This window comes from Fibrobacter sp. (genome assembly GCF_045112255.1).
Classification (GTDB): domain Bacteria; phylum Fibrobacterota; class Fibrobacteria; order Fibrobacterales; family Fibrobacteraceae; genus Fibrobacter.
The window spans coordinates 40,583-63,807 of sequence record NZ_JBGUHR010000046.1; the positions used below are offsets into that span (position 1 = coordinate 40,583).

Here is a 23,225-nt window from a genome sequence, read left to right on the forward strand (position 1 = left end):
TAAATTATTTACCGAGAACGACGGCGCTGTAAGAACCGCCCGTAGCAAAGGAAGTGACCAAGATCTTCTTGAAGCCAGCAGTCGCGACCTTCTTCTTAGAAACTTCGCCATTTGCGATAAAGTAGGCGTTTTCTTCGGCGAGTTCACCACCGAGCATGAGAGCGGCTTCGGCAGCGGCGAGTGTCGCAGAAGCGGCACGGCCTTCGCCCACGCGTTCCTTCACCTGGATAAGCGGGAGGCTTGCAAGCTTGTCGCCAAACACGCGAGCGTATGCGCCCTTTTCGATATCGTCAATCTTCTTGAAGCCGTTTGCAAAACCGCAGACAGCGTCAATTTCGTCAATGCTGACGCCTGCATCGTTGAGGGCATCCTTGATAGCGATGTCGAGAGCTTCGTCAGAACCGGAGATGTGGCCGAACTTCACGTTCTTGCGGCCATTGCCGTAACCGAGTGCGTAGCAGTAAACCTTTGCGCCACGGGACTTGGCGTAGTCTTCGGTTTCCATGATAATAGAAACGGAGCCATCGCCCACCACAAAGCCATTGGAGTTGGAATACGGTTCCACCACCTTGTCGGCGGCGACGTTCATCTTCTGGCAGAGTTCGGTGATAATCGGGAGGTTTTCGTCCGTACCCGTAGCCATCATTGCATCTTCCTGGCCATCGTGGATGACGTTCATGGAATAGCCGATGCTATCGAGACCGGAGAGCGGACCCGTCGTGATGGTGACGCCGTAGCCCTTGATTCCAGAGAGGATCGAGAGGTAGCCACCGGCGGCGTTATAAACGGTGTGAGGGAACTTGAAGGCGCTACCGCCAGCATTGCCCGCTTCGGCAATGAGTTCCTCGAAATCGTAAGTGGCACCGAGGCCGCCTTCGCTAGTACCTACGATGATACCGATCTGCTTGGCGTTGTCTTCAGTGACCGTAAAGTTTGCATCCTTGAGGGCGCGCATGCCGGACACGGTCTGGAGCTGTCCCAGATTGTCGAGCTTGCGGTAGAAGGCCATCTTGATGCCGAGTTCCTTGTAGTCGTCGTTCGTGACGGTAGAGCAAATGGAAGCGGATTCCGGGAGCTTACCGTTCTTGACGGCGTCAAGGTAAATTTCCTTGCTGTTACCGATCGGGCTTACAATGCCAATACCTGTCACAGCGATCTTCTTATCCTTAGCGACCTGGCTCTGCACATCGCCCGGCTTCTTGCTGAACACGATACTTGCGTTCGTGCCGCCGAAAGCGACGTTGTTGCTCATGACGCATTCAAGTTCCTTTGTACGAGGAGTATTCTGCACGTAGTCCATCGTGCCGACCTTGGCCTTGAGGGCTTCGGAATCTTCGGCAGTGTAATGGAGCGTCGGGAGCACGGTGTTCGTCGTGAGAGCCTTGATGCTGAACACGGCTTCGATTGCACCGGCGGCGCCGAGGCAGTGGCCCGTCATTACCTTGGTCGAACTAACACTCAAGGTCGGATTTTCTTCGTCGAAGAACTTGTGGAATGCATTGATTTCTGCATTGTCGTTCTTGCCCGTACCCGTACCGTGAGCGTTCAGGTAACCGATATCAGACTTCTTGATGCCAGAATTCTTGACAGCGCGGTTCATCGCTTCGAGGAGGCAGACGCCATCTTCGCGAGGAGCCGTAATGTGGTGAGCGTCGCTTGTGACACCTGCGCCGAGGACTTCGCAATAACGCTTGGCGTTACGCTTTTCGGCATGTTCCAGAGATTCGACAATCACGATGCCAGCGCCTTCACCGAGGGTGATGCCGTTGCAGTGGTTGAACGGAGAGCAGCCGTTTTCGTCCAAAGCATGGAGCGAAAGGAAGCCGGAATACGGAACAGAAGCAAAGGAGTCGGAGCCACCGGCGATCACGACATCGGCTTTGCCTGCGCGGATAAGGTCGCAAGCAAGAGCAATGGAAATCGTACCGGCAGCGCAAGCGTTGCCCACGTTTGTGACAATGCCGCCCGCATGGCAAGCTTCTGCCACCTGGGAGGCGATTGCTGCAATGGGCATCTTCGGAATTTCGTTGACGTTCTTACCGTGGCGGTGGTACTGTTCAATGCTGAGGACTCCACCCACGCAGCTACCGATGATGACGCTTACGCGGCTGCTATCGGCAAAGTCACCGAGACCTGCATCGTTCAGGGCTTCTTTCATAGCCTTGATGCAGAGCTTGGAGGCGCGGTCCTTTTCGTCCGGGCATTCAATATCGTCCAGCGTATCACAGTTCACTTCGGCAGCGAGATCTGCATAGCAGTTCTTGGTATCGAGAGAAGTGGTCTTGTGAATGCCGGAGACGGAATTCAGGGCGTTTTTCCAGGTTTCTTCAACATTGTTGCCTACAGCGCAGATGACGCCAAGGCCAGAAACAACACAGCGACGATTATTAGATGTCATAGAAATTCCAAACAATACTCAAATAAAAAGGCTTTGATTAAGCCTTGTTCTTTTCGATGAAAGCGGCGATGGTGTCGATGCTCTGGAAGTTTTCCTTAGCAACGCCAGTCATGGAAACGCCGAAGTTGTCATCGACGAAGGAGATGATTTCAAGGGAGTCCACGGAGTCAAGACCGATTTCTTCGCCGAAAAGCGGAGTATCGTAATTCAGGACATCGCCATCTACGCCGAGATCGGACATAAAGAATGCCTTGAGTTTGCTCTTGATTTCTTCGTTTGCCATAATATTATTTCCTCTTTTGATAAAATTTTAGCACAAAGATAGAAAATTATTCTTTCCAAAACCGCCCCTTTTTGGAAAATCGTACAAAATGCAGTTTTAGCCGATAAGCGGTAATGGATATTATAAATAGGTTACAGGTAACAACAAAGCGGATTTACGTTCGAAACTCGTATTGTAAACTTTTTCAAAAAGAAAGCTTTCTGACATATTTAAATATCATTAACAGAAACATTATTTACTAAATTATGGCGCATGATTTCATACGTATTTCCCGGTCAGGGTTCTCAGTTCCCAGGAATGGGCAAAGATTTATTCGAGTCGAACGCCGACGTAAAGTCGATGTTCTTAAAGGCAAACGAAATTCTCGGCTTCAACATCACTGACGTGATGTTCAATGGCACCGCAGAAGACCTCAAGCAGACGAAAGTCACGCAGCCGGCAGTGTTCCTGCTCTCTGTTGCTATGGCTAAGGTCCAGGGTGGCAAGCCGGATATGGCCGCTGGTCATTCGCTCGGCGAATTCTCCGCACTCACGGCTACGGGCGCTATCACATTTGAAGCTGGCCTCAAGCTCGTTGCAAAGCGTGCAGAAGCCATGCAGAAGGCTTGCGAACTCCGCCCGGGTACGATGGCCGCTGTTCTCGGCGGTTCTGATGAACTCGTCGAAGAAGCTTGCGCACAGGTCAAGGACGCAGCCGTTGTTCCGGCAAACTTCAACAGCCCGGGACAGGTCGTTATCTCTGGCGAAAAGAAGGGCATTGACGAAGTCGCCGCCTACCTCACCGGCAAGGTGAAGCGCGTCGTTCCGCTGCAGGTCGGTGGTGCATTCCACTCCCCGCTCATGGAAAGTGCCCGTGCAGAACTTGCAAAGGCTATCGAAGAAACTGAATTTTCGACTCCGGTCTGCCCGGTCTACCAGAACGTGGACGCCAAGCCACACACGGATCCGAACGAAATTAAGGCTAACCTTCTCACTCAGCTCACCTCCCCCGTCCGCTGGACACAGACGGTCAAGAACATGATTGCAGACGGTGCCACAGAATTTAAGGAACTTGGCCCCGGCGAAGTCCTTACCAACCTTATCAAGCGCATTCAGAAGTAATCGCAAACACACAGGAATACTATGTGGGATAAATCGTATTTAGAAAAGTTGAGCGAACGCAATGCCAAGGCTCAGGCCGGTGGCGGCGCCGCTCGTGTAGAAAAGCAGCATTCCCAGGGCAAGCTCACTGCTCGCGAACGCCTTGAAATCCTTTTTGACAAGGGCACGTTCAAGGAAATCGGTGCCATGCGCCTTTCCCAGAGCATCGAACTCCCGGAATCCAAGCGCATTTACGGTGACGGTGTCGTCACGGGTTACGGCAAGATCAATGGCCGCCCGGTTTACGCCTGCTCCCAGGACTTCACGGTGAGCGGCGGTTCTCTCGGTTCCGCACACGCGAAGAAGATTTGCCACGTGATGGACCTCGCCCTTGATTCCATGGTGCCGTTCATCAGCATCAACGATGGCGGTGGCGCCCGTATCGAAGAAGGCGTTAGCTCCCTCGACGGTTACAGCGGCATTTTCGCCCGTAACACTTGGGCAAGCGGCGTGATTCCGCAGATTTCCGTGATTCTCGGACCGTGCGCAGGTGGTGCTTGCTACTCCCCGGCTATTACAGACTTTATCTTCATGACAGAAAAGACGAGCCAGATGTTCATCACGGGCCCGGCTGTCGTGAAGGCTGTGACTGCTGAAGTCGTGACCCCGGAACAGCTCGGTGGCGCAGGCGTTCATTCTTCCAAGTCCGGTGTTGCACACTTTGTCTACAAGGACGACAAGGAATGCCTCGAAGGTGTCCGTAACTTGCTCAAGTACCTCCCGCAGAGCAACGTCGACAAGTCCGTCGCTCAGGCCGGTACGCTCGTGGACAAGTCTGCCGACATCGAAGAAATCATTCCGGACAACTTCAAGCGCGCTTACGATGTCCGTGACGTGCTCAACTGCTTTGCCGACAAGGATTCCTTCCTCGAAATCCAGCCGGAATTTGCAAAGAACGTTGTCATCGGCTTTATCCGTCTCGACGGTAACGTGATTGGCGTTGTCGCTAACCAGCCGAAGTACCTTGCCGGTTCTCTGGACGTGGACGCTAGCGATAAGGCTGCACGCTTTGTCCGCTTCTGCGACAGCTTCAACATTCCTATCCTTACGCTCGAAGACGTTCCGGGTTACATGCCGGGCACGAAGCAGGAACACAACGGCATTATCCGCCACGGTGCAAAGCTCCTCTTTGCATACGCCGAAGCAACAGTGCCGCGCGTGACGCTCATCCTCCGCAAGGCATACGGTGGTGCTTACATCGCCATGAACAGCAAGAACCTCGGTGCAGACTGCGTGTTCGCCCTCCCGATCGCTCAGATCGCCGTTATGGGTGCTGAAGGCGCTGTCGACATTCTCCGCAGAAAGGAAATCGCCGCTTCTGCTGAACCGGCCAAGCTCCGCGAACAGTACATCTCCGAATACGAAGAAAAGTACTTGAACCCGTACATTGCTGCTGGCAACGGATTCATCGACGAAGTCATTGAACCGAAGAGCGTTCGCGACCGCCTTGTTTCTGCATTCGAAAACTTGAAGAACAAGAAGAAGGCTGTGCTTTGGAAGAAGCACGGAAATATTCCGCTGTAATCAGTTGTTAGTCATTGGTCAATAGTCATTGGTCAATGGCTAAAAGCAATTGGAAATGAAAAAATCCCGGTTCGAAAGAATCGGGATTTTTTTGTTTTACGAAAAATTATGGATCCCCTTCGCTTCGCTCCGAGGATGACAAAAGTCTTACATCATTCCGAGCAGCGCGGGGAATCCAGTAAAGGTTCTGTTACAGCGAGCGTTTTCACGAGGGTGTCGTGCAATAGGCCGTTCGTGAAGATAACTTGTTCGGCATCGACGAACTGCATGGGGGTGCCGTCAATGTGCGTAGATTTGCCGCCCGCCTCTTCAACGAGGAGCGCAATCGCAGCAATGTCCCACGGATAGCTCATGGTCATCACAAAGCAGTCGATGCGGCCGCAGGCCGTGAAGCAACCTTCTATCACCGCAGAGCCCAAGCATTTCACGCGTTCGAACGTTTCGGCTTCGCGGGCAAAGTTGTGCGAATTCTGCGCATTGATTTTTGCAGCATCGCCCACGTTGAAATCGCCATTCGAAACAATGGCATGCGTCGGATTCGATTCGCGGCTTACGTGAATTTGTCTGTCATTCATGAACGCGCCCATGCCTTTTGCAGCAGTGTAAAGCTCACCGAGTTTGGGCAAATTAACAACCGCCACCAGCGGTTTGCCTTCGAAATGCAAGGCAATAGAAACTCCCCACAGCGGAATGCCACGGCTAAAATTCACCGTTCCATCGACCGGGTCAATAATCCAGCGGTAGCGCGGGTCCGAACCTTCGATGACGCCTGCTTCTTCAGTGCGAATGGAATGCGTCGGGAACGCAGCGCGAAGCCCATCGACAATAAGCTTTTCGCTAGAAACATCGGCAATAGTCACAACGTCCTTGACAGTCTTGTAGCGGACATCGCCAAGGTTATTCTGGAGTTCAAGGCAAAGGTCACCCGCCTTGCGGGCAAGGTCTTTGGCGACATTCAAAAAATCTTCTGTATTCATTTCTTTCATTCTTTATTTAAAAAGAGATCCACGAGAAATTATGGATTCCCTCCCCTATCGCGCTACGCACTCCAGGGTCGAGAATGACGGCTGAGTCGAGTGATGCAGAAACAAGCTTGCATGTTTCTATATCCAAATTTCAACTGTCTACTTCCTACCGCCTACTTCCTACTTACTTCTTGTACGCGCAGCAGCGGAAACCGATCGTGGGAGACTTGTAGAAAGACGCCGCTTGACGGTAATAGGATTTCTCTCCAGTAAGGAACACAGCTTCTTTCTTCGAAGGCTTATACGTAAGTCCATTTCCAAGAGAATCGAGCCAAGCCTTGCCGCCCTTCTTGTATTCGGAATAAAGCGAAAAGTCCTTACCGATCACTTTACCATTCTTATCGACGACATCGTAGAACTGGATCGTATCCTTAAAGTCTTTTGGCGTAATCTTCTTATACAGATTTCTCGTTGTATCGGCCGCATAAACCGTATCCACCAAAGTTCCTTCACGGTAAAGGTAAACAGTATCCTGCGTATAACCCGGACGTGTATAGTACGGGAACGCGCGATTCGTGCAGTAAGCAATAGATTCACGGTCAAGGCCTTCATAAACCATGTAGCTTGCGCCCTTCAATACCGCAGCCGTATCTTCAGACCGGCCCATCACCCACTCCTGGTACTGGCCAGGCAAATCCCTTATGCCCATCGGATTCATGCAATGCGGATCGCGTTTTCTGACATCTGCAGCAATGGTAGAATCGTTGGTACTGACATTGCAAACCTTGAACAAGTAATCGGAAGCCTTGGAATCACTTTCTTCGACAACGCCATACTGAAGAGAACCGCCCGACAGGCAGACAAGCTCCCAGTCACGTTCACGGCAAAGAGAAATTTCAAAACCGCTCGCAGACATGGCCTCGCAAGCAGCAGCGGCCTCGGAATGCAGAACATTCGTCATGAATTTTCCATCCGCACTACGATGTTCGAACTTTTCCATGCAAAGGGATGACGTATCGGAGGTCGATACAGCAATAAAGCCTTTAGGGCATTTAAGTTTATCTGCAAGTTCGCCAGGCGAAACGAAAATGGTATCCACCAGCGCCGCCGACTTATATTCTGAATTGTCAATAGAGCGGATGCGAAGGATCAAAGTATCGCCGGGGGCAACGTATTGAATCGTATCCGACACGAAGCGGCCCGTGCCAGAATAGTCAATACTGAACCTGCCCTTTTCATCCATGCTATAACGGTCCGTGTAGGTTTTTTCTTTGTTCGAAGAATACTTATGCCAGGACTTGTCTAATTTGTCATAATACTCGATCTCGTAGTTCGAGACATTCTTATAGCAAGTATTTTCGTTGCAGCCCCTCGGGAACACAAGAACCGAATCGACTTCGATTCCATGATCAAACTTGAGCGGATCAACACTACGGCTCCACAAGATGCCCACGCGATTGTTGCTATCAAGCTTTGTATAGCCGGGGAACAGAGAATCTTCTGCCGTAAATATTTTCCTTGCCATCAAAGGTGCAATGGAATCCGTCGTGTTGAACTGGCGCCAAAAATCAACGGAGCTGTTGATTTCTGAACCGCTAGCATTGCCAACCATATCCCAAGACGAAATTGCAATCCTATAACCAGGATCATCTTCACCAGATTGAGTACGGAGACCGTCAACAATCAAGCGGAAACGATTCTTCGAGATGTCTTCGGAATTGTAGCCTTCGCCATCGTAAATAACGAGACGGAGATAGTTCTTGTTTTTTTCGTTCACCTTTATAGCATCGACAAGAACGGAGTCATTTCTCTTATGGATGTAGGCGTTGCGCTTGTACAAGCGGGTTCCCTTATTATCGACACCGGCCGGGGACTGGATCGTCACTTCAAGCTTGCCGACATCTTCATCGGGATCGTTGGAATAGATGACGACATTGTAGCCGAGAATCTTGCCAGAAACATCATTCGGCGAAAGAACCTTGGTCCTATCGGTCGGACGATACCATTCAAACCAGGCGCCCGTAGCCCACAGGGAATCTGACAACGGTTCCACATCGGTCGGAGGCAGGACATCCTTAAACGGCAAAAATACGCGTTGCACAGAACCCGGATCGCCGCCATCGGAATACTCACAGAACATCACAACCTGAAGGCTGTCATAGCCCATCTTTACGAATTTAGCAATGGATTCCGTGAGATCAAGCGTATCGTATTCGCTACTCTTTTTCTGGTATTTGCGGAAAAAAGAATTATCGACATTGTCATGAGCTTTTTCAATCTGCTTGTTCGAAACGGATTTCGAAGTATCGTCGATGACAGCATCGTCAAGCCAGACGCACAAGCCGGAATAATCTTCGGTGCGAATCGGGTAATGGTAACGAATCTTGTAGCAAATACTGTCCTCAGGTGCGCCAGGACCGCAGCCTTCAATAATGGAATATTCGTAGATTTCCCTGTCGAACTTGAATTCTGTTCCGTCGTCATCGTCGGAGCAGGCCAAGAAGAACAGAGCCAAAGCAGATATGAAATAAAGATTTAAATAGCGCATAGAATTCACGCTATTAATTTAGAAAAAACGATAGAAACGCGAACACCAAGAAGCTATATAAAAACGTGTATATCGACCCCAGAACGGAGTCCGGAGAGACAATGCTAAATAAAAACAAAAACCGGGCGCTTTCGCGTCCGGCTTTTAAAAGCTAACCAAAGTTATTAGGCTTCTTCAGGATAGACAGAGACCTTCTGGCGCTTTGCATCGAGGCGTTCGAACTTCACAGTGCCATCAACGAGGGAGAACAAGGTAAAGTCCTTGCCCATGCCGACATTGTTGCCCTTGTGGAAGTGAGAACCACGCTGACGAACGATGATGTTGCCAGCCTTGACGGTTTCGCCCGCATACTTCTTAACACCAAGATACTTGGCGTTACTGTCGCGGCCGTTACGTACTGAACCTTGACCTTTCTTATGTGCCATGGATTAAGCCTCCTTAGCCTTACGCAAAGAGTTCTTCTTGACCTTAGCCGGCTTCGGAAGTCCCTGAGCGATCTTTTCCTTGCGAGTGAGCGGCTTGTTCTGAGCCTTCTGCTTAGCAAGGGCAGCCACGCGAGCGCGGTTGCGGGTAATAACTTGAGGGTCTACGACTGCAGATTCAGCGCCAGAGCGGAGTTCCGTGACGAGCACCTCGGTATAGCCCTGACGATGACCGTTACGACGTTCGTAACGAGTACGACGCTTCTTCTTGAACACGATGATCGTGTCTTCCTTGCCATGGGCGAGAATTTCGACCTTGACAGAAGCATCATTCAGGACAGGGGTGCCGACTTGCACTTCTTTTCCGGAGAAAAGAAGGACGGACTTGAGCTCCAGTTCAGAACCAACAGCGGCGTCGATCAACGGGAGCTTGTAGGCCTTGCCGAGCTCGACTTTATACTGGAAACCACCTGCTTCAACAATAGAATACATTTTGTAATCCTTTTTAGTTTGCTATTGGGATCACAAATTTAGTAACGAAACGACTTTTTGTAAAGGAGTTGTTAGTTAAAAGTTGCTTAATTTTCGAAAAAAAGCAAAAAAAATCGCCATTTTAGGCATTGAAACAGTCAAATTCAATCCCTATTTCGCCCAGGACAAGAGCAAAATTTCACAAATATTTCACCATTTTAAAACTGTAAAATTAATTTTACAAAAATTTATTAGACTTATCTAAGTCCTTATATTTCATACAAATACATGAATTTTTAAACAAAGAATTACAAACAAGAAAATCAAAATTTCACACAAATAAAAACGATTTATGTTATAATTTATTCAACAAAATTTATTCAATAAATTTTGTACATACTAACAACAAGAAGGATAAAAAAAATGAAATACATTCCACTCCTATTAGCATCATGCGTTGCCGTATCTGCAAACGCAGCAACATTCAACGCTCAGGGGAAAATCATCAACAGCAAGGATGCAAAAAATCCAGGCATTGTAAAGTTCGAAAAGAGCTTAAACACGACAAAGGTCAACAATTCCATCAAGTCAAACGCTCTTGCAAAGGTAACGCCCATTGGATCCGTAGACCATGTTTCAAAAGTATGGGCAATGTTCAACACGAACACCAACAAATATCATTTGAACGGATACATGCGTTCTCAAGAAAACTATTTCAGCGCAATTGATAATTTTGAAGCAAACGACGCCCCCAGAAATTCCTACAGCAAAATCAATTACACGCACTCACAAGCACAATATCCAAGCAAAAGCGGCAACTGCACCGTTGTAAGCAAATCAGATAACGAAAAATATTATTCTGAAAGAGAACTCACATTTGACATGTTGCATTTAGGACATCTAAAACATCTTTCAAACGGAGCAATCGTTAAAAAAGACTGTTCTTGGCCGGAGTCTGCAAGCACCTGCGGTGCAGGCATCAATATGTACAACATTGTTGCCGACAATCCTATAACCTTTTCAGGTAACAACTGCAACACAAGTAATGTCGCATACAACTACAAATACGGCATCCAACATTACTACTCCAATTCCGTTCTCAAAGGTGTTTCTCCAAACGTTACAGTCACGTCAATCAATGAAGGAAGCGCACGTGCTACAGGACACTACGTTACACGCCCACAAAATCCCTATAGCAATGGTCAACATATCGGAAACTCCATAACATCTACAACAACAAATGTAACGCTGTACAACGACGAAGCTGCGGAACAGGACAACTACATTTACCACAATCGCGTTATCGAATTCGCTCCGTTCTCCATCAACGGACAAAAAACGGGCGCGGGTATCTCATTAAACGCAATTAGTGTCGGTGCGTCAAACGACGATTTCGCGGTACTCCTCCCCAGCCCAACCAAACCGAAATTTGCAGACAAACAGGGCGCAGAGTACACAAAGCCTGAAATATATGTTCCCGCCTACACATACAACACCGAGAACGATTACACTAGAGGTATCAAGCACGACGGCAACACAGTCGATTTTATGGCCGTTTCTGATGGTTGGGGCGCATCCACGATAGCAGCCGGCATGGCCGCCGACCTTCTTTCAAAATATCCCTTCTACAAATGGCATCCAGAAGTGGTAAAAGCCCTCATGTTGACAGCTTACTATCCAAGTAATCATGTAATCAGAGTTAACACAGACAATATCTATCAGTTCAACTACAACATGTTAAACAACGCCACAGTTCTTACTGATAAGAACGTGCCGTTATTTGATGAAATGGTCAGAAACAACGTTTCCCGTTATTGGTATGGCAACAACGGCGACTTTTTCAACAGCGATGAAACCTATTCTTTCAACGAAACTGTTGAAGCTGGCGCACAGTATAACATCGCTATCGCTTGGCTTGTAAGCGGTCGTTATGCTAATGAAGTCCGTCACCTTTCGTCTAATTACCAGCTTAGAATCCTGAACAACCAAACAGGAGCATTAATTGCACAAACCACATCGTCTGCTGGCCTTGCCACATTCCGTCAAAAATCCATAACAGTTCCGGCTGGCGTCACACAGCTGAAAATTGAAATCAAACGCACTCGCAACACGGGCGACCGCGTTATCTTGGGCTACAACATGCATAAAGTCACGCCGTAATTGAGGAATAAATTAAATTTATTCAAAAAGAGCCGTTCTTTTCGGAGAGCGGTTCTTTTTTAATGCATTTACGAGAAATTATGGTTCCCCTACGCTTCGCTTCGAGGATGACAGGCGTCAAGATGACGAGTGTGTGAAAATCGAGGCATTTTGCAAAGACTTACGGCTATCGACAAATGGCTAATTTGCTATCTTTCCTTCGGAATTTTATAAAGGGTTCTTTTAATGAGCAAAATTATTAGCCTTGATGGCGATTGGCAGATGATCTGGGACACTGAAGACACCGGCATTTCCAATCGTTGGTATGCAACGTATCCTGAAAAAACTCAAACTGTTAGCGTCCCCCACATTTGGGAACGAGCTTTTGACAAGCTTTTGATGGCTCAGGACTGCGCGTTCTATTTCAAGAGATTCACGATCGACGACGAAAAGCAGGTCACGAAGCGCATTTTCCTCCGCTTTGAAAAGATCGCAACGCACGCCACCATCTGGCTTAACGGTAAGCTTTTGGGCGACCACTTTGGCGCCTACACGTCCTTTGTCATTGAAACGCAGAAGGCCATCAAGCTCGGCGAAGAAAACATCCTCTGCATCCGCGTTGCCAACATGGGTGCCACAAACAGCCGCATCGACTTCGGTCGCGAAAGCAAGGAAGGCGCAAATGACCGCTATGCCCACCCGGGAGAAATGCCGGTTGGCCTCCCCTGGTCGCAGTATCCGTACGGCGGTATCTGCGGTCACGTAGACTTGATTCTCGGTAACGCCGCATTTATTTCCGATATTCACGTTGAACCGGACATGGATCAGGAACGCGTTTCTGTCGAAGCTTTCTTCAACAACCCGCGCGGTTACCAGTCCCGCCTCCGCATCCTCATGAAGAACCCGAACGGCGACGTTTACGAATACTTCAAGGACATCAAGCTCGAAAAGGAAAACGCCACGCAGAAGTTCTTGCTCGGCATCAAGGACTGGAAGAAGGACAAGTGCGTCTGGAGTCCGGAACGTCCGAACCTGTTTGCGATCGAAATGCAGCTTGAAATCAAGGGCGCGAAGGGCAAGGCCCCGGAATACACCTTCCCTGTCGTGAAGACTTTCGGTTTCCGTAAGTTCGACTGCCTCAAGGGCGACTACTATATCAACGACTCCATCGTGAAGCTCATGGGCGTAAGCTACAACCAGCAGTGGAGCGAAGGTGGCCTCTGGACTGACCAGAACCCGGCTCTCGAAAAGGACCTGAACGCAGTGAAAGCAGCAGGCTTCAACGTCATCCGTTCTTGCGGCGCTCCGCTCAGCAGCACGGCTCTCGACATTTGCGACAAGATAGGCCTGTTCGTATTCCAGGAATTCCCGATCCACACGATGCGTTCGACCGCACAAGGCCTCGAAATCACGAAGAAGCTCATCAACGACATGGTGCGTGACCAGCACAACCATCCGTGTATTGCCGCCTGGATTCTCGGTTCCGAAAACGGAACGTTCATGCTCCAGAACGGTAACAAGCTCTTGAACGCGATTAGCCCGATCGACACCTGCCGCCCGGCCATCAGCAACTTCAACAGCATTTACCTCGACAACGAGGCCAACTTCCACAAGGATACGGGCAAGATCATTCCGGTCTCCATCGACCGCATTTCGCAGTACGCCACGATGCGCGTGAACCCGCGTTTAAACCCGAGTGCCGCTTACACGCACTACCTCGCCCACATGCTGGACAAGGAAGACGTGGAACTCATGGTGCCAGATACAGGTCTTGGCGACAGCCACTTCCAGGATGAAGAAGAACCGATCTTGAACGACATCGAAAACAAGGTCCTGGTGACGCTCAAGAACAACACGCTCTTCCCGAAGCGCGCAACCACCATTGCCGGTCCTCGCAGCGTCAAGAGCCAGAAGGCGATCAAGAACGAATTCAAGTCTGTGGAAACATTCGTCGCCGACAACAAGCTCTCCATTTGGCCAAACTTCGAATCGTTCAACGCCGATGTCTACCGCATCGCGCTCAAGAGCAAGTACGACCAGATCACCGCATTCCAGAGCAACCCGCAGATTGCAGGTTTCTTCATTGACCAGTGGGCCGACAACGGAACTGACTTCAGCGGTTTCACCGATGAAAACAGAAAGTCCAAGGGCATCCAGAATTTTGCCCGCGAAATCACGGTTCCGAGCCGAGTGCTCATCAGCGAACTGGAACACGTTGTCACGCCGCAGAGCGAAGTCAGCTTCCAGCTTACGCTTTTGAACAACAGCCGCCTGGAAGACGTGGAAATCGAAGTTTCGCTCCTCGACGCTAAGGACAAAGTCATCAACACGCAAAAGGTCATGCCCGAAGAACCGGCTGAAAAGAAGACTCTTACGCAGCTTGGCATTTGCACATTGATGGCCCCGCGCGCCACTGGTTTGTACAAGATAAAGCTTACGCTCAAGGATTGCGGCAAGGAAGTCCACTCCAGCTATGAAGACTTGATCGTGATTGATCAGGCCGACGTGAAGGACGCCATGAGCAAGGTTTGCTTCCTCGATAACTACGATGAATCAAGCGATGTTCTCGCCGCCCTCGATGGTTCTGAACAAATTATCTTCACTGCAAACTTGAGTTCTTGGCCGGATGAAATCCTGGAAAAGATTATCGAAGTCACGAAGAACGGCGGCAAGACATTGTTGCTCTCCGATATGACGACTGAAGATATCGACCTCTTGAACCAGAGCCACAACTTCGAAAACAAGATTGAAGCCCACTGGACCACAGGCGCAAACGAATTCAGCTTGCATTACTTGCCGAAGGATTCCCCGCTCCTCGCTGTGTTCGGCGGCAACGGCGTTCTCGACCACAACTCCGCATCGGCAATGCCGGGCATTTCGTTGAACGAACTCGCTGGCGCTAAGGTTTATGCACGTTCCGTGACGCTCAAGGATGGCGAAATCAAGACGGGTGTGGACCTGCAGCTCGTGCCGTTTGGCAAGGGCCAGATCATGTTCAACCAGTTCAGCGTGATTGAAGGCTTGGAAACGAACGCCCTTTCGGATGCTCTGTTCACGGCAATCGTGAACTTGCTGTAATTGGTTCGGCACAGTTCAAACGTAATTACAAGAGTCCCGCCCTGCGCGGGACTTTTTGTATTAAGTCAAGCAACACAAGAAGGCGATCCCGGCACAAGGCCGGGATGACAGCAAAAGAAGTTTCTATATTTGCTTATTATGACACAGAATAACGTTAATTTGGAAAAATACTCTGACGAGCTCGCCAACAACGCAAAGAACGCGAGCAAGAAAATCCGTACATTGAGCGCACAAAAGCGCGCAGCCGTGCTCGCACGTGTTGCAGAACTCCTCCGTGCAAAGAAGCCGGAAATCCTCGCCGCTAACAAAATTGACCTCGAAGCTGCCGCCGGCAAGCTCGACGATTCCAAGATGGATCGCCTGACTTTGAACGACGCCCGCATCGAATCGATGGCCAAGGGTGCCGAAGAAATCGCCGCATTTACCGACCCGCTCGGTCGCATCCTCGAATCGCGCGAACTCAAGAACGGCATCAAGATTAGCCGTGTCGCTGTGCCGATAGGTTCTGTGTTCTTTATTTTTGAAAGCCGCCCGAACGTGACGATTGATGGAGCTTGCCTTTGCTTTAAGGCTGGCAACGCCGTGATTCTCCGTGGCGGTAAGGAATCGCTCAACTCCGCAAAGTGCCTCGCCGGGATTTTCCACCAGGCGCTTGAAGAAAATGGCGTTGACAAGGATGCAGTGCAGCTCGTGACCGAAACGAGCCATGATCTCGTGGGCATGCTCTTGCAGCGCAACGATTGCCTCGACCTCGTGATTCCTCGCGGTGGCGAACGCTTGATCCGTGCAGTCGTGGAACAGAGCAAGATTCCTGTCATCAAGCACTTCAACGGCATCTGCCATGTGTACGTGGACAAGTCCGCCGACATCGAAAAGGCCGTGAACATCCTCATCAACGCCAAGACGCAGCGCACAGGCGTGTGCAACGCCATGGAATGCGTGATTATCGACCGTCATATCGATGATGCCAACGTCAAGAAGCTCATTGATTGCCTCGCCGACCGTGGAGTGGAACTCTTTGGCAACAAGGACGCCCAATCGCACGACAGCCGCATCAAGGACATCGGCGACGACAGCAACTATCATCACGAATACCTCGCTCTCAAGGCAAGCGTCAAGTTCGTCGATAACGTCGAAGAAGCCTGCGACCACATCGAAAAGAACAGCAGCCGCCACACGGAAGCAGTCGTTGCTGAAGACACCGCCGTGCAAGATTACTTTGTCGCAAACGTTGATAGCAGCAGCGTCATGGTGAACGCCAGCACGCGCTTTGCAGACGGTGGCGAATACGGCCTCGGTGCAGAAGTGGGAATTTCTACAGACAAGCTCCATGCTCGTGGCCCGATGGGTGTCGAAAGCCTCTGCAGCTACAAGTGGATTCTCCGTGGCAATGGACAGGTTCGCGGATAATTAGACGAAAGAACGGCGCTTTGCGCCTACAGACGAGAGACGAAAGATGAAGTTCGAAGATTTGATTAAAGAAGTAAAGTTCGAAGTGGAATTTGGTGGCGTGAAGCTCGCTCCGGCAATCGTTCAGGACGCCGACAAAGGCGACGTGCTGATGATGGCATGGATGAACGAAGAAGCGCTCCGCCGTACGCATGAATGCGGCGAAATGGTTTTCTGGAGCCGTAGCCGCAAGGAATACTGGCACAAGGGCGACACGAGCGGAAACGTGATGACGGTCGTCGAATGGGCTGCCGACTGCGATTCCGACGCATTGCTTTTCAAGGTGCGTATGCAGGGTCCGCAGGTCGCTTGCCACACAGGCGCTCGCAGCTGCTTCTTCAAGAAGTGCGAAAAATAAGCAACGCTTCAAAAAATTTCAGCCTAGTTTGCATACGCAAGCTAGGCTTTTTTAATCAATTTTGAATTTTTACAAAACTGGCAAGAGCCAGTCAGTTCTCCCCCAGATACTCAATCAACCGTTCAAATATCTCCTTCAATCCATACCGGGGTTCCCATCCCAGGCTACGCAATTTAGCCGAGGAAAGACGCAATTTCGAGGCTGGTGCATAGCCCATGTTCTCGTTAATTTCAATTTTTACATTGATTGACGGATTGAAGATTTTCTGCAAGTATTCCGCCATTCCACGAGCCGATATGTAGGTAGATTCATTTGCAACATTATAGGCTTCACCAGGTTTTCCACGAAGCAGTATATAGAGAATCGCAGATATGCTGTCCATCGTATAGCAATATGGCCTAGCAGATTCGCCCGATGTATGGAGGACAATGTCCTGTCCGTTCGCAGCAAGGCGAGCAAATTGGGCTATTACACGGTTATCATCCTTTGCAATGCCCGCACCTGTCGTCTGCGTCAAGCGAGCAATCTTGACCGGCACACCGTACTGTGCCGCATAAAGGCAACAGAAATTTTTCACAGCTCTTTTTGCCATTGGATAACTGCTACGCACCGACAAAGGATCAAGATATCCTTGGGCACGTTCATCAACTGCTTTGGAGTCATCATTTATTTCGCCATAGACTTCAAGCGAAGACAAATAAACAAAGCCCTTTATCTTGTGCCGCACGGCATAATCCAGAAGAACCTTTGTTCCTTCATAAATGATGGAGAAGGTTTCTACAGGGTGATCAACAAAGAATTTACTTGCAGTCGGAGCCGCACAATGGACAATATAATCGACATCGCCCAAAGAATCGTAATCAAACTTAACTAAATCACATTCAATCAACCGAATGCACTTTAATTGTTCCGGAGAAAATTTCTCTTTTGCTTTGGCAAGGTTACGAACCGGCGCAATTATTTTTATACCTTTCTGCAACGCTATCAAGCAATAAATTAACGAAGAACCGATAAGTCCCGTTGCCCCAGTAACAACGATATGGATTTGTAGCCTTTTTAATAGCGGGTGCATGAACGGCCATATTCATTACCGGTTTAGTTAAAGTATATACTTTTTTCTCGTTTAATGGTATACCATCGACTGCTAAGCGGCCTGTTTCGACAGTCTATATTCCACCGGAGTCATGTAACCGAGAGAACTGTGCAACCGTTTCCGGTTGTAGAACAGTTCGATGTACCTGAAAACGGCTTCACGCACATCTTCGAGGTCCTTGAAGTTTCGCCTGTAGACCTGCTCCTTCTTGAAGCTTGCGAAGAAGCTCTCCATACAAGCGTTGTCGTATGGACAACCCGGCGCACTCATGGAGGGCGTTATCCCGTTTTCCGAAAGCATAGTGCGGTAACCCATGCTGCTGTATTGAACTCCACGGTCGGAATGGAAAATAAGCCCGTCATGGAGGCCCCGTTTAATGATGGCATTGGACAGCGCTCGCTTGACAAGTTCCGTGTCTATGTTCTTGCTTACGGCGTATCCCACGACCTCCTTGTTGCACAGGTCAATAACCGCTGCAAGATACACCCAACCAAACGCCGTCCTGATGTATGTGATGTCGCCCGCCCAGATAGCGTTCATCCGTTCTGGATTGAACTGACGCTGCACTAGGTTTTCGCTGTACATGGAGTCGCATTTTCCCTTGCGGTAGGGTTTCCACTTCTTGAGCGTAACCGGATACAGGCCGTTCTCGCGCATGATGCGACGCAGCCTCCACTCCTTTATTTCGACACCCTTGGCATGGAGCGCCGCCAACATTTTCGGACAACCGTACACACGATTGTTCTCTTCGAATGTATTGCGGACGGTCTTCACCAGGGACTCCTCGCGGGCTTTCTTCTCGGTCCGCTTTTCCTGCTGGTGCGACCACTGATAATAGGAACACTGCGGTATTCCCAGGGCCTTGCACATCTTCCTGACTGAGTATTTCTTGCGGTTCATGTGGATTACCTCGCATTTCAGTCGTGTGGTCGCATAAAGATGTGCAGGGATTTTTTTAGGATCTCTACCGTCTCCTTCTCGTCCGCGAGTTCCTTTTCTCGCTTCTTGAGTAGTTTCTCTAATTCCCTGTTCTTGGCGGCGAGTTCCTCGACGGACACCTTACGGATACGCCGTTCCTCGCTGTAGCTCGGCATGTCGTGTTCCTTGCGATATCCTTTGACCCAACGGCTAACCGTATTGGGGCCAATCCCGAGTTCACGGGCAATCTGGTTCCCGGACTTTTCGCCTTTCAGGACCAGCTTGATAACCTGTTCCCTTGTCTCAGAATTGTAGTTGATTTTTGCCATTGCTTTACCTTTTGGGGATGTGCAATGAATATAGTAGTTACGCTACCCTCTTATTAAACTCCTGCATAGTCCAGGAGCATTGTGTGTTTCCAAAGGAAAGCATCAATATCACCATATTGGCTACATAATGCAGCCTTGATGTCTTCGTCAAATTTTACAGCAAATTCAGTGCTCATAGCACGATATCGCGTAATCACAGAACAACCGCAATGACCAACCCATCGAGAAAGCCAGCTAAAAATCAGTTCATCTGGGTAAATCTTCGGCATGTACGCTAACATCGATTTCTTCCACACTAAACAATGAACGTAAGCCGTCTATCAAGTCATTACGAGTACATTTATAATCCGCAACGACATCGGCCATAGTCCTAGTTACGGCTACGTGCAAGGACACTTCCTTGGGTGTAGGCAAATGTTCTCGTTTAAGCTTTGTAGTTTGACGTAACATTGGCTGTAAATTAGGCGATATATGCCGATGAAGCATTTTCATTCGTTCGTTATAGGCTGTAGTCAAAGTTTCGATTCCTATGGTCTCGATATTACGCGTTATGGCGATTTCTTGGGCATCATGGATTAATGCAATAACTGATGCAGGAACACCACCGGAATGGGAATACAACCAGCATCCAATAGATTCATTAAAGACAGATGCGTTGGAGACATACTGATAGCTGTACAATACAGAGCAAAGCTTCCGAAAATCTTCGTTATATTGCATAGGTCCATATTGTAGACCAACCGAGCGACGAGCCATCTGAGGAGCTTGTAATAAGAAATCCGTACATTCGGGAGTTCCAACAAGCAATATACTGATGCCACTCATGTTAATCAGCTGCACTAACATCATGTATAATTGTTTTCCAGCACGATGTTCAATGACAAACTGAATCTCATCTACGATTAAAGTCCCAATATGTAGATGGCAAATCTGAGCAACAAGGCCAAGGAGCTGTTGACTATTTGCTCTGTTGCCTCCAACACTATCGTAATAAGTTGTGCCTAAAGCTTCATCTACGGCTACAATAATCTGACTAAGTAACCCCTTATAATTTGAATCAAATGGACAGTTGATTAGCAATACTGGAATAATCTTATGACAAGTTCCATGTGGTTCTATAACACCACCAAGTAGTTTGACGGCTCGCTGCAAGCAAGTTGACTTACCAACCCCAGACGGTCCAATAAGTGATCCGCTGGTTGCGCCTGTAATAACACCATTGTATTCACTGTTACACATCCAGCGATTAACGGCGTTTAATTGCCTTACACTATTGATGATATTCCCTTTTTGCGTTAGGCTCATATACGTCATAGTGTACAACTTATGATAGATATCTGTAGACATCATTGTTGGTGCAAAAATTCGATAAATATCCGTTAGTCGCATCAGTCGCTCGCTAGCAGACAATAATCGTACTTCAGCGGTATATTCTGGGAAGTGGCTCAATGCTTCATGTAAGTCGATTCCGGTTAGTAGGGGAGGTAGGTAGCTCGTAAAATCAGCCATTAGCAGCCTCCTTGACAAAATCCTTATGTGTATCTACGCGTTCAATTTCACGCGTTTCGCGTATATTTTTGATGTTTGTTGCAGCGCCATGCCCTGCATTGGCGACAATAGCCTCAATATCGTTCGCTAAGTTAATCTTACCTTGTAACGCTTCGGCTCGGAATCCACCCACAAAGCATCGGATGTCCTTAACAAAGCGGTCCTTCTCGTCGAAGCTCATGTCTGCGAACCTGGCTTCAATCAGCGAAAACTCGCAGTAGTCATCAGTCACTAGATATACCGATGACGTGTTATCTGGATTATACGCGACAATTGCATCGTCGCCACGAAGGTAATGCTCAATGTAACCGTCATGATGATATCGGAGGCCATTTACGACCAAGCCCTTACGGCTAAATTTGCCTTTGGTTCGTGGTAATAGAATGAGCATTAGACGTTTCTTGTCAACTACAACTAATCCATCAGCACTTATCGACTTGGCGTAGTTCCAAATGCTTGCCGCATATGGCGGGACCCGTTTATCCAACATTTCACGTGTATACGGAAAACTAGCCAGTACACGTTTCGTATTGTAGTTGATTATGGCACGAATAATGACCTTTTCAAATTCTTCGAGTGTCAATGAAGCATCTTTGCGGTAATCATGGCCACCACGACGCTGAAAATCGGTCTCGATAACACCATGCCCCTTAAGATATGGCTTGAATGATTCTTGAATAAGGCAAAACAATTTTTCCACGGTGCCTTTAAGCTCAGGCCTAAAAGCAGGTAAATTGATGATTGTGATACCCAACTCACTTAACTGTTCGAAATTCGAGCTTGTAAACTCTGACCCCTTATCGGTGATGTATGTTGTCATGAGTGATTGACAATCCCATTCATGAGAATCTATATGAATCCCAAATCGGTTACACCATTCAACCTTATCGGTCACAGCATTTAAAAGCATGTTTCGGATAGAGAACATGCCTCCTTGCCAGGATAAGCTATAGGCTGTACAAATTGAACTATAAGCGTCAACGCATACGGTCAACAACGGTCTCCCAACGACGTGTTTGGCTGAATCTACTAAATAGATATCGCAAACAGTCGAATCCAGCATACCAGTCCCAATAGCAGGGGAGAACTGTTGCACACCAGAACCTAGTAATGGGCGATGGTTCATTTGATAATCCTTCACACCTCGCCGACTTATGTACTCCGTTTGCAGTTTACGTGTTTTCTTGAAGAAGTACCGGAACTGATGAATGGATGGATGGCAGGGGAAAATAGAACCGTTCGAATCACAATATCGATCCTTCAACATCGCTAAATATGTTTCCGGTATACTTCGACCAAATCGTGTATAGTAATATTTATTGATGGCCCAGCGCATGTTCTTTTCATCCATGCTGAGGTCTGTGTTTACACGCAAGCGAGGCGCAAAAACAGCCTTGTTTTGGTAGACTAGGTAAAGATTAAGGTCATCTTTAAGTTGACGGCGAGACATGTGTAATGAACAGGCCGTTTCCGCTAAAACGGCATACCTTTTTCGGGCATCGTTCAAGAACATCAGAGCAGGGGAGATACGAGCGTATCGTCGGTTGCACTCTTGTTCTTGTTTTGGATCTAGATGTTCGTAAATGATTCGCCCAGTTTCGGTCCGCAACTCAACTTCGGAAATGGATATTGCGCCATCTAATTCGATTGCATACATATACTTAGGAGCTCTTACATGGGTACAATCGATTGTTAGGATTCGTCCATCTTCACAACATGCGAGAACTCGGTATATTACACTATCCAGTTTCAGTAGGTCGTTAGTTTTGAGCATTATCAGCCTCCTTTTCGATGACAAGTCCCCAGTCTGTCACACCATGCTTATACCAGTATTCCCTAGAGGCGTCTAATAATCGTACAGTCATCGGTTTAACAAGATGCTTACGGCTTATACATTCACGAACCTTAAATGAGCCGTCAATCAACTGTATATAGAAATCGGATGTATAATCACCAATTTCAAGTTGCAGAGGCATATTGCAAGTGAACGAATCCACATCATCAGATGCTTGCAAGACATCCGCATAGGCACATTGCAGTTCACTGTAGCACCTACAAACATCTGTAGACTTACTTAGATTACGTTTTGTACATCTGGTTTTTGGATTTGCTTTTTGCATTAGGGGCGCCTCCTAATTCCGAAAAACAGCTCCGAAAAACGCGGATAAATACCGAAATCCGCAAATTTTTCCGAAATCCGCAAAATGATTTGGCTTTTTTGATTCAAAAACGGCATTCTAGAGCCTCCGAAATATTGATATCCGAAATTACTCCATGTAGAAAAGCACGGTATGTTTCCATCTTGGGGCAAACAAAAGTTCCACTAGCTGACCCTAATAGACCGTCGATTCGGCCATAGGTTCCAGCAGTTCGACTTCAGACATCATCTGTTATCCTTACAGACGGTATCCAGTGCGACATTTGCCGATTCTTGCCGAATTTCGGCAAATATTGGCACCTTACGCCGTCCAGTTTGTGTCGGAGAATCTATGAGACGCGTACGAAAGTTCCTAGGTGGAAGTCGTTTTCACACCAGGTGGAACTCGGTTGTGCATCAAAACA

General features: G+C 48.5%; 19 protein-coding genes. 6 read left to right on the forward strand and 13 right to left on the reverse strand.

The features are described 5' to 3' along the window. Positions 1-4: 4 nt before the first annotated feature. Positions 5-2,398, reverse strand: coding sequence for a beta-ketoacyl synthase N-terminal-like domain-containing protein (locus tag ACJMM9_RS06720; protein WP_405324941.1), 2,394 nt, complete (start codon positions 2,396-2,398; stop codon positions 5-7). A gap of 37 nt (positions 2,399-2,435) precedes the next feature. Then, entirely contained in the window at positions 2,436-2,681 is a 246-nt protein-coding gene (locus ACJMM9_RS06725; protein WP_014544921.1) for an acyl carrier protein, read from the reverse strand. 252 nt (positions 2,682-2,933) lie between these two features. Here ACJMM9_RS06725 and fabD point away from each other — a divergent pair, with 252 nt between their 5' ends. Both fabD and ACJMM9_RS06735 read left to right on the forward strand, forming a co-directional pair. After that, positions 2,934-3,782: an ACP S-malonyltransferase gene (gene fabD, locus ACJMM9_RS06730; RefSeq protein WP_088641118.1), complete on the forward strand. Its 849-nt coding sequence runs from the start codon at positions 2,934-2,936 to the stop codon at positions 3,780-3,782. A gap of 21 nt (positions 3,783-3,803) precedes the next feature. Beyond that, positions 3,804-5,345, forward strand: a complete 1,542-nt coding sequence (locus tag ACJMM9_RS06735; RefSeq protein ID WP_405324944.1) for an acyl-CoA carboxylase subunit beta — start codon at positions 3,804-3,806, stop codon at positions 5,343-5,345. Between the two features lie 152 nt (positions 5,346-5,497). Here ACJMM9_RS06735 and ACJMM9_RS06740 read toward each other — a convergent pair whose 3' ends face one another. The 4 genes from ACJMM9_RS06740 to rplU all read right to left on the reverse strand — a co-directional run bounded on the left by ACJMM9_RS06740 (position 5,498) and on the right by rplU (position 9,772). Further along, entirely contained in the window at positions 5,498-6,322 is an 825-nt protein-coding gene (locus tag ACJMM9_RS06740; protein WP_405324946.1) for an inositol monophosphatase family protein, read from the reverse strand. 172 nt (positions 6,323-6,494) lie between these two features. Further along, positions 6,495-8,858 carry a hypothetical protein gene (locus ACJMM9_RS06745; protein WP_405324948.1) on the reverse strand — a complete coding sequence of 788 codons (2,364 nt, stop codon included), beginning with the start codon at positions 8,856-8,858 and terminating at the stop codon, positions 6,495-6,497. Positions 8,859-9,022: 164 nt separating this feature from the next. Then, positions 9,023-9,283 (reverse strand): 50S ribosomal protein L27, encoded by a 261-nt coding sequence (gene rpmA / locus ACJMM9_RS06750; RefSeq protein WP_014545145.1) that lies wholly within the window; start codon positions 9,281-9,283, stop codon positions 9,023-9,025. A gap of 3 nt (positions 9,284-9,286) precedes the next feature. Beyond that, positions 9,287-9,772: a 50S ribosomal protein L21 gene (gene rplU / locus ACJMM9_RS06755; RefSeq protein WP_072828036.1), complete on the reverse strand. Its 486-nt coding sequence runs from the start codon at positions 9,770-9,772 to the stop codon at positions 9,287-9,289. Between the two features lie 402 nt (positions 9,773-10,174). On the opposite strand from rplU, the gene ACJMM9_RS06760 reads away from it, so the two are divergent. The 4 genes from ACJMM9_RS06760 to hisI all read left to right on the forward strand — a co-directional run bounded on the left by ACJMM9_RS06760 (position 10,175) and on the right by hisI (position 16,775). After that, positions 10,175-11,911, forward strand: a complete 1,737-nt coding sequence (locus ACJMM9_RS06760) for a hypothetical protein (RefSeq protein ID WP_405324951.1) — start codon at positions 10,175-10,177, stop codon at positions 11,909-11,911. A gap of 225 nt (positions 11,912-12,136) precedes the next feature. Next, positions 12,137-14,968: a sugar-binding domain-containing protein gene (locus ACJMM9_RS06765; protein ID WP_405324953.1), complete on the forward strand. Its 2,832-nt coding sequence runs from the start codon at positions 12,137-12,139 to the stop codon at positions 14,966-14,968. A gap of 138 nt (positions 14,969-15,106) precedes the next feature. Next, on the forward strand, positions 15,107-16,378 hold the full coding sequence (locus ACJMM9_RS06770) for a glutamate-5-semialdehyde dehydrogenase (protein WP_405324956.1): 1,272 nt from the start codon (positions 15,107-15,109) through the stop codon (positions 16,376-16,378). Between the two features lie 46 nt (positions 16,379-16,424). Beyond that, positions 16,425-16,775 (forward strand): phosphoribosyl-AMP cyclohydrolase, encoded by a 351-nt coding sequence (hisI, locus tag ACJMM9_RS06775; protein WP_073424020.1) that lies wholly within the window; start codon positions 16,425-16,427, stop codon positions 16,773-16,775. 91 nt (positions 16,776-16,866) lie between these two features. Here hisI and ACJMM9_RS06780 read toward each other — a convergent pair whose 3' ends face one another. The 7 genes from ACJMM9_RS06780 to ACJMM9_RS06810 form a co-directional block, all read right to left on the reverse strand. After that, on the reverse strand, positions 16,867-17,847 hold the full coding sequence (locus ACJMM9_RS06780) for an NAD-dependent epimerase/dehydratase family protein (RefSeq protein ID WP_405324959.1): 981 nt from the start codon (positions 17,845-17,847) through the stop codon (positions 16,867-16,869). A gap of 72 nt (positions 17,848-17,919) precedes the next feature. Continuing rightward, on the reverse strand, positions 17,920-18,768 hold the full coding sequence (locus ACJMM9_RS06785; protein ID WP_405324961.1) for an IS3 family transposase: 849 nt from the start codon (positions 18,766-18,768) through the stop codon (positions 17,920-17,922). A gap of 17 nt (positions 18,769-18,785) precedes the next feature. Then, a complete protein-coding gene (locus ACJMM9_RS06790) occupies positions 18,786-19,115 on the reverse strand; it encodes a transposase (protein ID WP_405324964.1) in 330 nt (109 codons plus the stop codon). 53 nt (positions 19,116-19,168) lie between these two features. Further along, positions 19,169-19,396: a hypothetical protein gene (locus ACJMM9_RS06795; protein WP_405324967.1), complete on the reverse strand. Its 228-nt coding sequence runs from the start codon at positions 19,394-19,396 to the stop codon at positions 19,169-19,171. Further along, positions 19,362-20,624 (reverse strand): ATP-binding protein, encoded by a 1,263-nt coding sequence (locus tag ACJMM9_RS06800; protein WP_405324970.1) that lies wholly within the window; start codon positions 20,622-20,624, stop codon positions 19,362-19,364. The genes ACJMM9_RS06795 and ACJMM9_RS06800 overlap by 35 nt, the downstream gene beginning before the upstream one ends. Further along, a complete protein-coding gene (locus tag ACJMM9_RS06805) occupies positions 20,617-22,437 on the reverse strand; it encodes a hypothetical protein (RefSeq protein WP_405324973.1) in 1,821 nt (606 codons plus the stop codon). Before ACJMM9_RS06805 ends, ACJMM9_RS06800 begins: the two co-directional genes overlap by 8 nt. After that, positions 22,424-22,783 carry a hypothetical protein gene (locus ACJMM9_RS06810; protein ID WP_405324976.1) on the reverse strand — a complete coding sequence of 120 codons (360 nt, stop codon included), beginning with the start codon at positions 22,781-22,783 and terminating at the stop codon, positions 22,424-22,426. The genes ACJMM9_RS06805 and ACJMM9_RS06810 overlap by 14 nt, the downstream gene beginning before the upstream one ends. Positions 22,784-23,225 lie beyond the last annotated feature (442 nt).

What these genes read in the sequence shown, in the direction of transcription:
- ACJMM9_RS06745 (WP_405324948.1), bottom strand. Translation starts at nt 8,858, where the DNA reads ATGCGCTATTTAAATCTTTATTTCATATCTGCTTTGGCTCTGTTCTTC.
- fabD (WP_088641118.1), top strand. Translation starts at nt 2,934, where the DNA reads ATGATTTCATACGTATTTCCCGGTCAGGGTTCTCAGTTCCCAGGAATG.
- ACJMM9_RS06770 (WP_405324956.1), top strand. Translation starts at nt 15,107, where the DNA reads ATGACACAGAATAACGTTAATTTGGAAAAATACTCTGACGAGCTCGCC.
- ACJMM9_RS06805 (WP_405324973.1), bottom strand. Translation starts at nt 22,437, where the DNA reads ATGCTCAAAACTAACGACCTACTGAAACTGGATAGTGTAATATACCGA.
- rpmA (WP_014545145.1), bottom strand. Translation starts at nt 9,283, where the DNA reads ATGGCACATAAGAAAGGTCAAGGTTCAGTACGTAACGGCCGCGACAGT.
- ACJMM9_RS06740 (WP_405324946.1), bottom strand. Translation starts at nt 6,322, where the DNA reads ATGAATACAGAAGATTTTTTGAATGTCGCCAAAGACCTTGCCCGCAAG.
- ACJMM9_RS06735 (WP_405324944.1), top strand. Translation starts at nt 3,804, where the DNA reads ATGTGGGATAAATCGTATTTAGAAAAGTTGAGCGAACGCAATGCCAAG.
- ACJMM9_RS06760 (WP_405324951.1), top strand. Translation starts at nt 10,175, where the DNA reads ATGAAATACATTCCACTCCTATTAGCATCATGCGTTGCCGTATCTGCA.
- ACJMM9_RS06785 (WP_405324961.1), bottom strand. Translation starts at nt 18,768, where the DNA reads ATGAACCGCAAGAAATACTCAGTCAGGAAGATGTGCAAGGCCCTGGGA.
- ACJMM9_RS06795 (WP_405324967.1), bottom strand. Translation starts at nt 19,396, where the DNA reads ATGTTAGCGTACATGCCGAAGATTTACCCAGATGAACTGATTTTTAGC.
- ACJMM9_RS06800 (WP_405324970.1), bottom strand. Translation starts at nt 20,624, where the DNA reads ATGGCTGATTTTACGAGCTACCTACCTCCCCTACTAACCGGAATCGAC.
- rplU (WP_072828036.1), bottom strand. Translation starts at nt 9,772, where the DNA reads ATGTATTCTATTGTTGAAGCAGGTGGTTTCCAGTATAAAGTCGAGCTC.
- ACJMM9_RS06780 (WP_405324959.1), bottom strand. Translation starts at nt 17,847, where the DNA reads ATGCACCCGCTATTAAAAAGGCTACAAATCCATATCGTTGTTACTGGG.
- ACJMM9_RS06810 (WP_405324976.1), bottom strand. Translation starts at nt 22,783, where the DNA reads ATGCAAAAAGCAAATCCAAAAACCAGATGTACAAAACGTAATCTAAGT.
- ACJMM9_RS06790 (WP_405324964.1), bottom strand. Translation starts at nt 19,115, where the DNA reads ATGGCAAAAATCAACTACAATTCTGAGACAAGGGAACAGGTTATCAAG.
- ACJMM9_RS06725 (WP_014544921.1), bottom strand. Translation starts at nt 2,681, where the DNA reads ATGGCAAACGAAGAAATCAAGAGCAAACTCAAGGCATTCTTTATGTCC.
- ACJMM9_RS06720 (WP_405324941.1), bottom strand. Translation starts at nt 2,398, where the DNA reads ATGACATCTAATAATCGTCGCTGTGTTGTTTCTGGCCTTGGCGTCATC.
- ACJMM9_RS06765 (WP_405324953.1), top strand. Translation starts at nt 12,137, where the DNA reads ATGAGCAAAATTATTAGCCTTGATGGCGATTGGCAGATGATCTGGGAC.
- hisI (WP_073424020.1), top strand. Translation starts at nt 16,425, where the DNA reads ATGAAGTTCGAAGATTTGATTAAAGAAGTAAAGTTCGAAGTGGAATTT.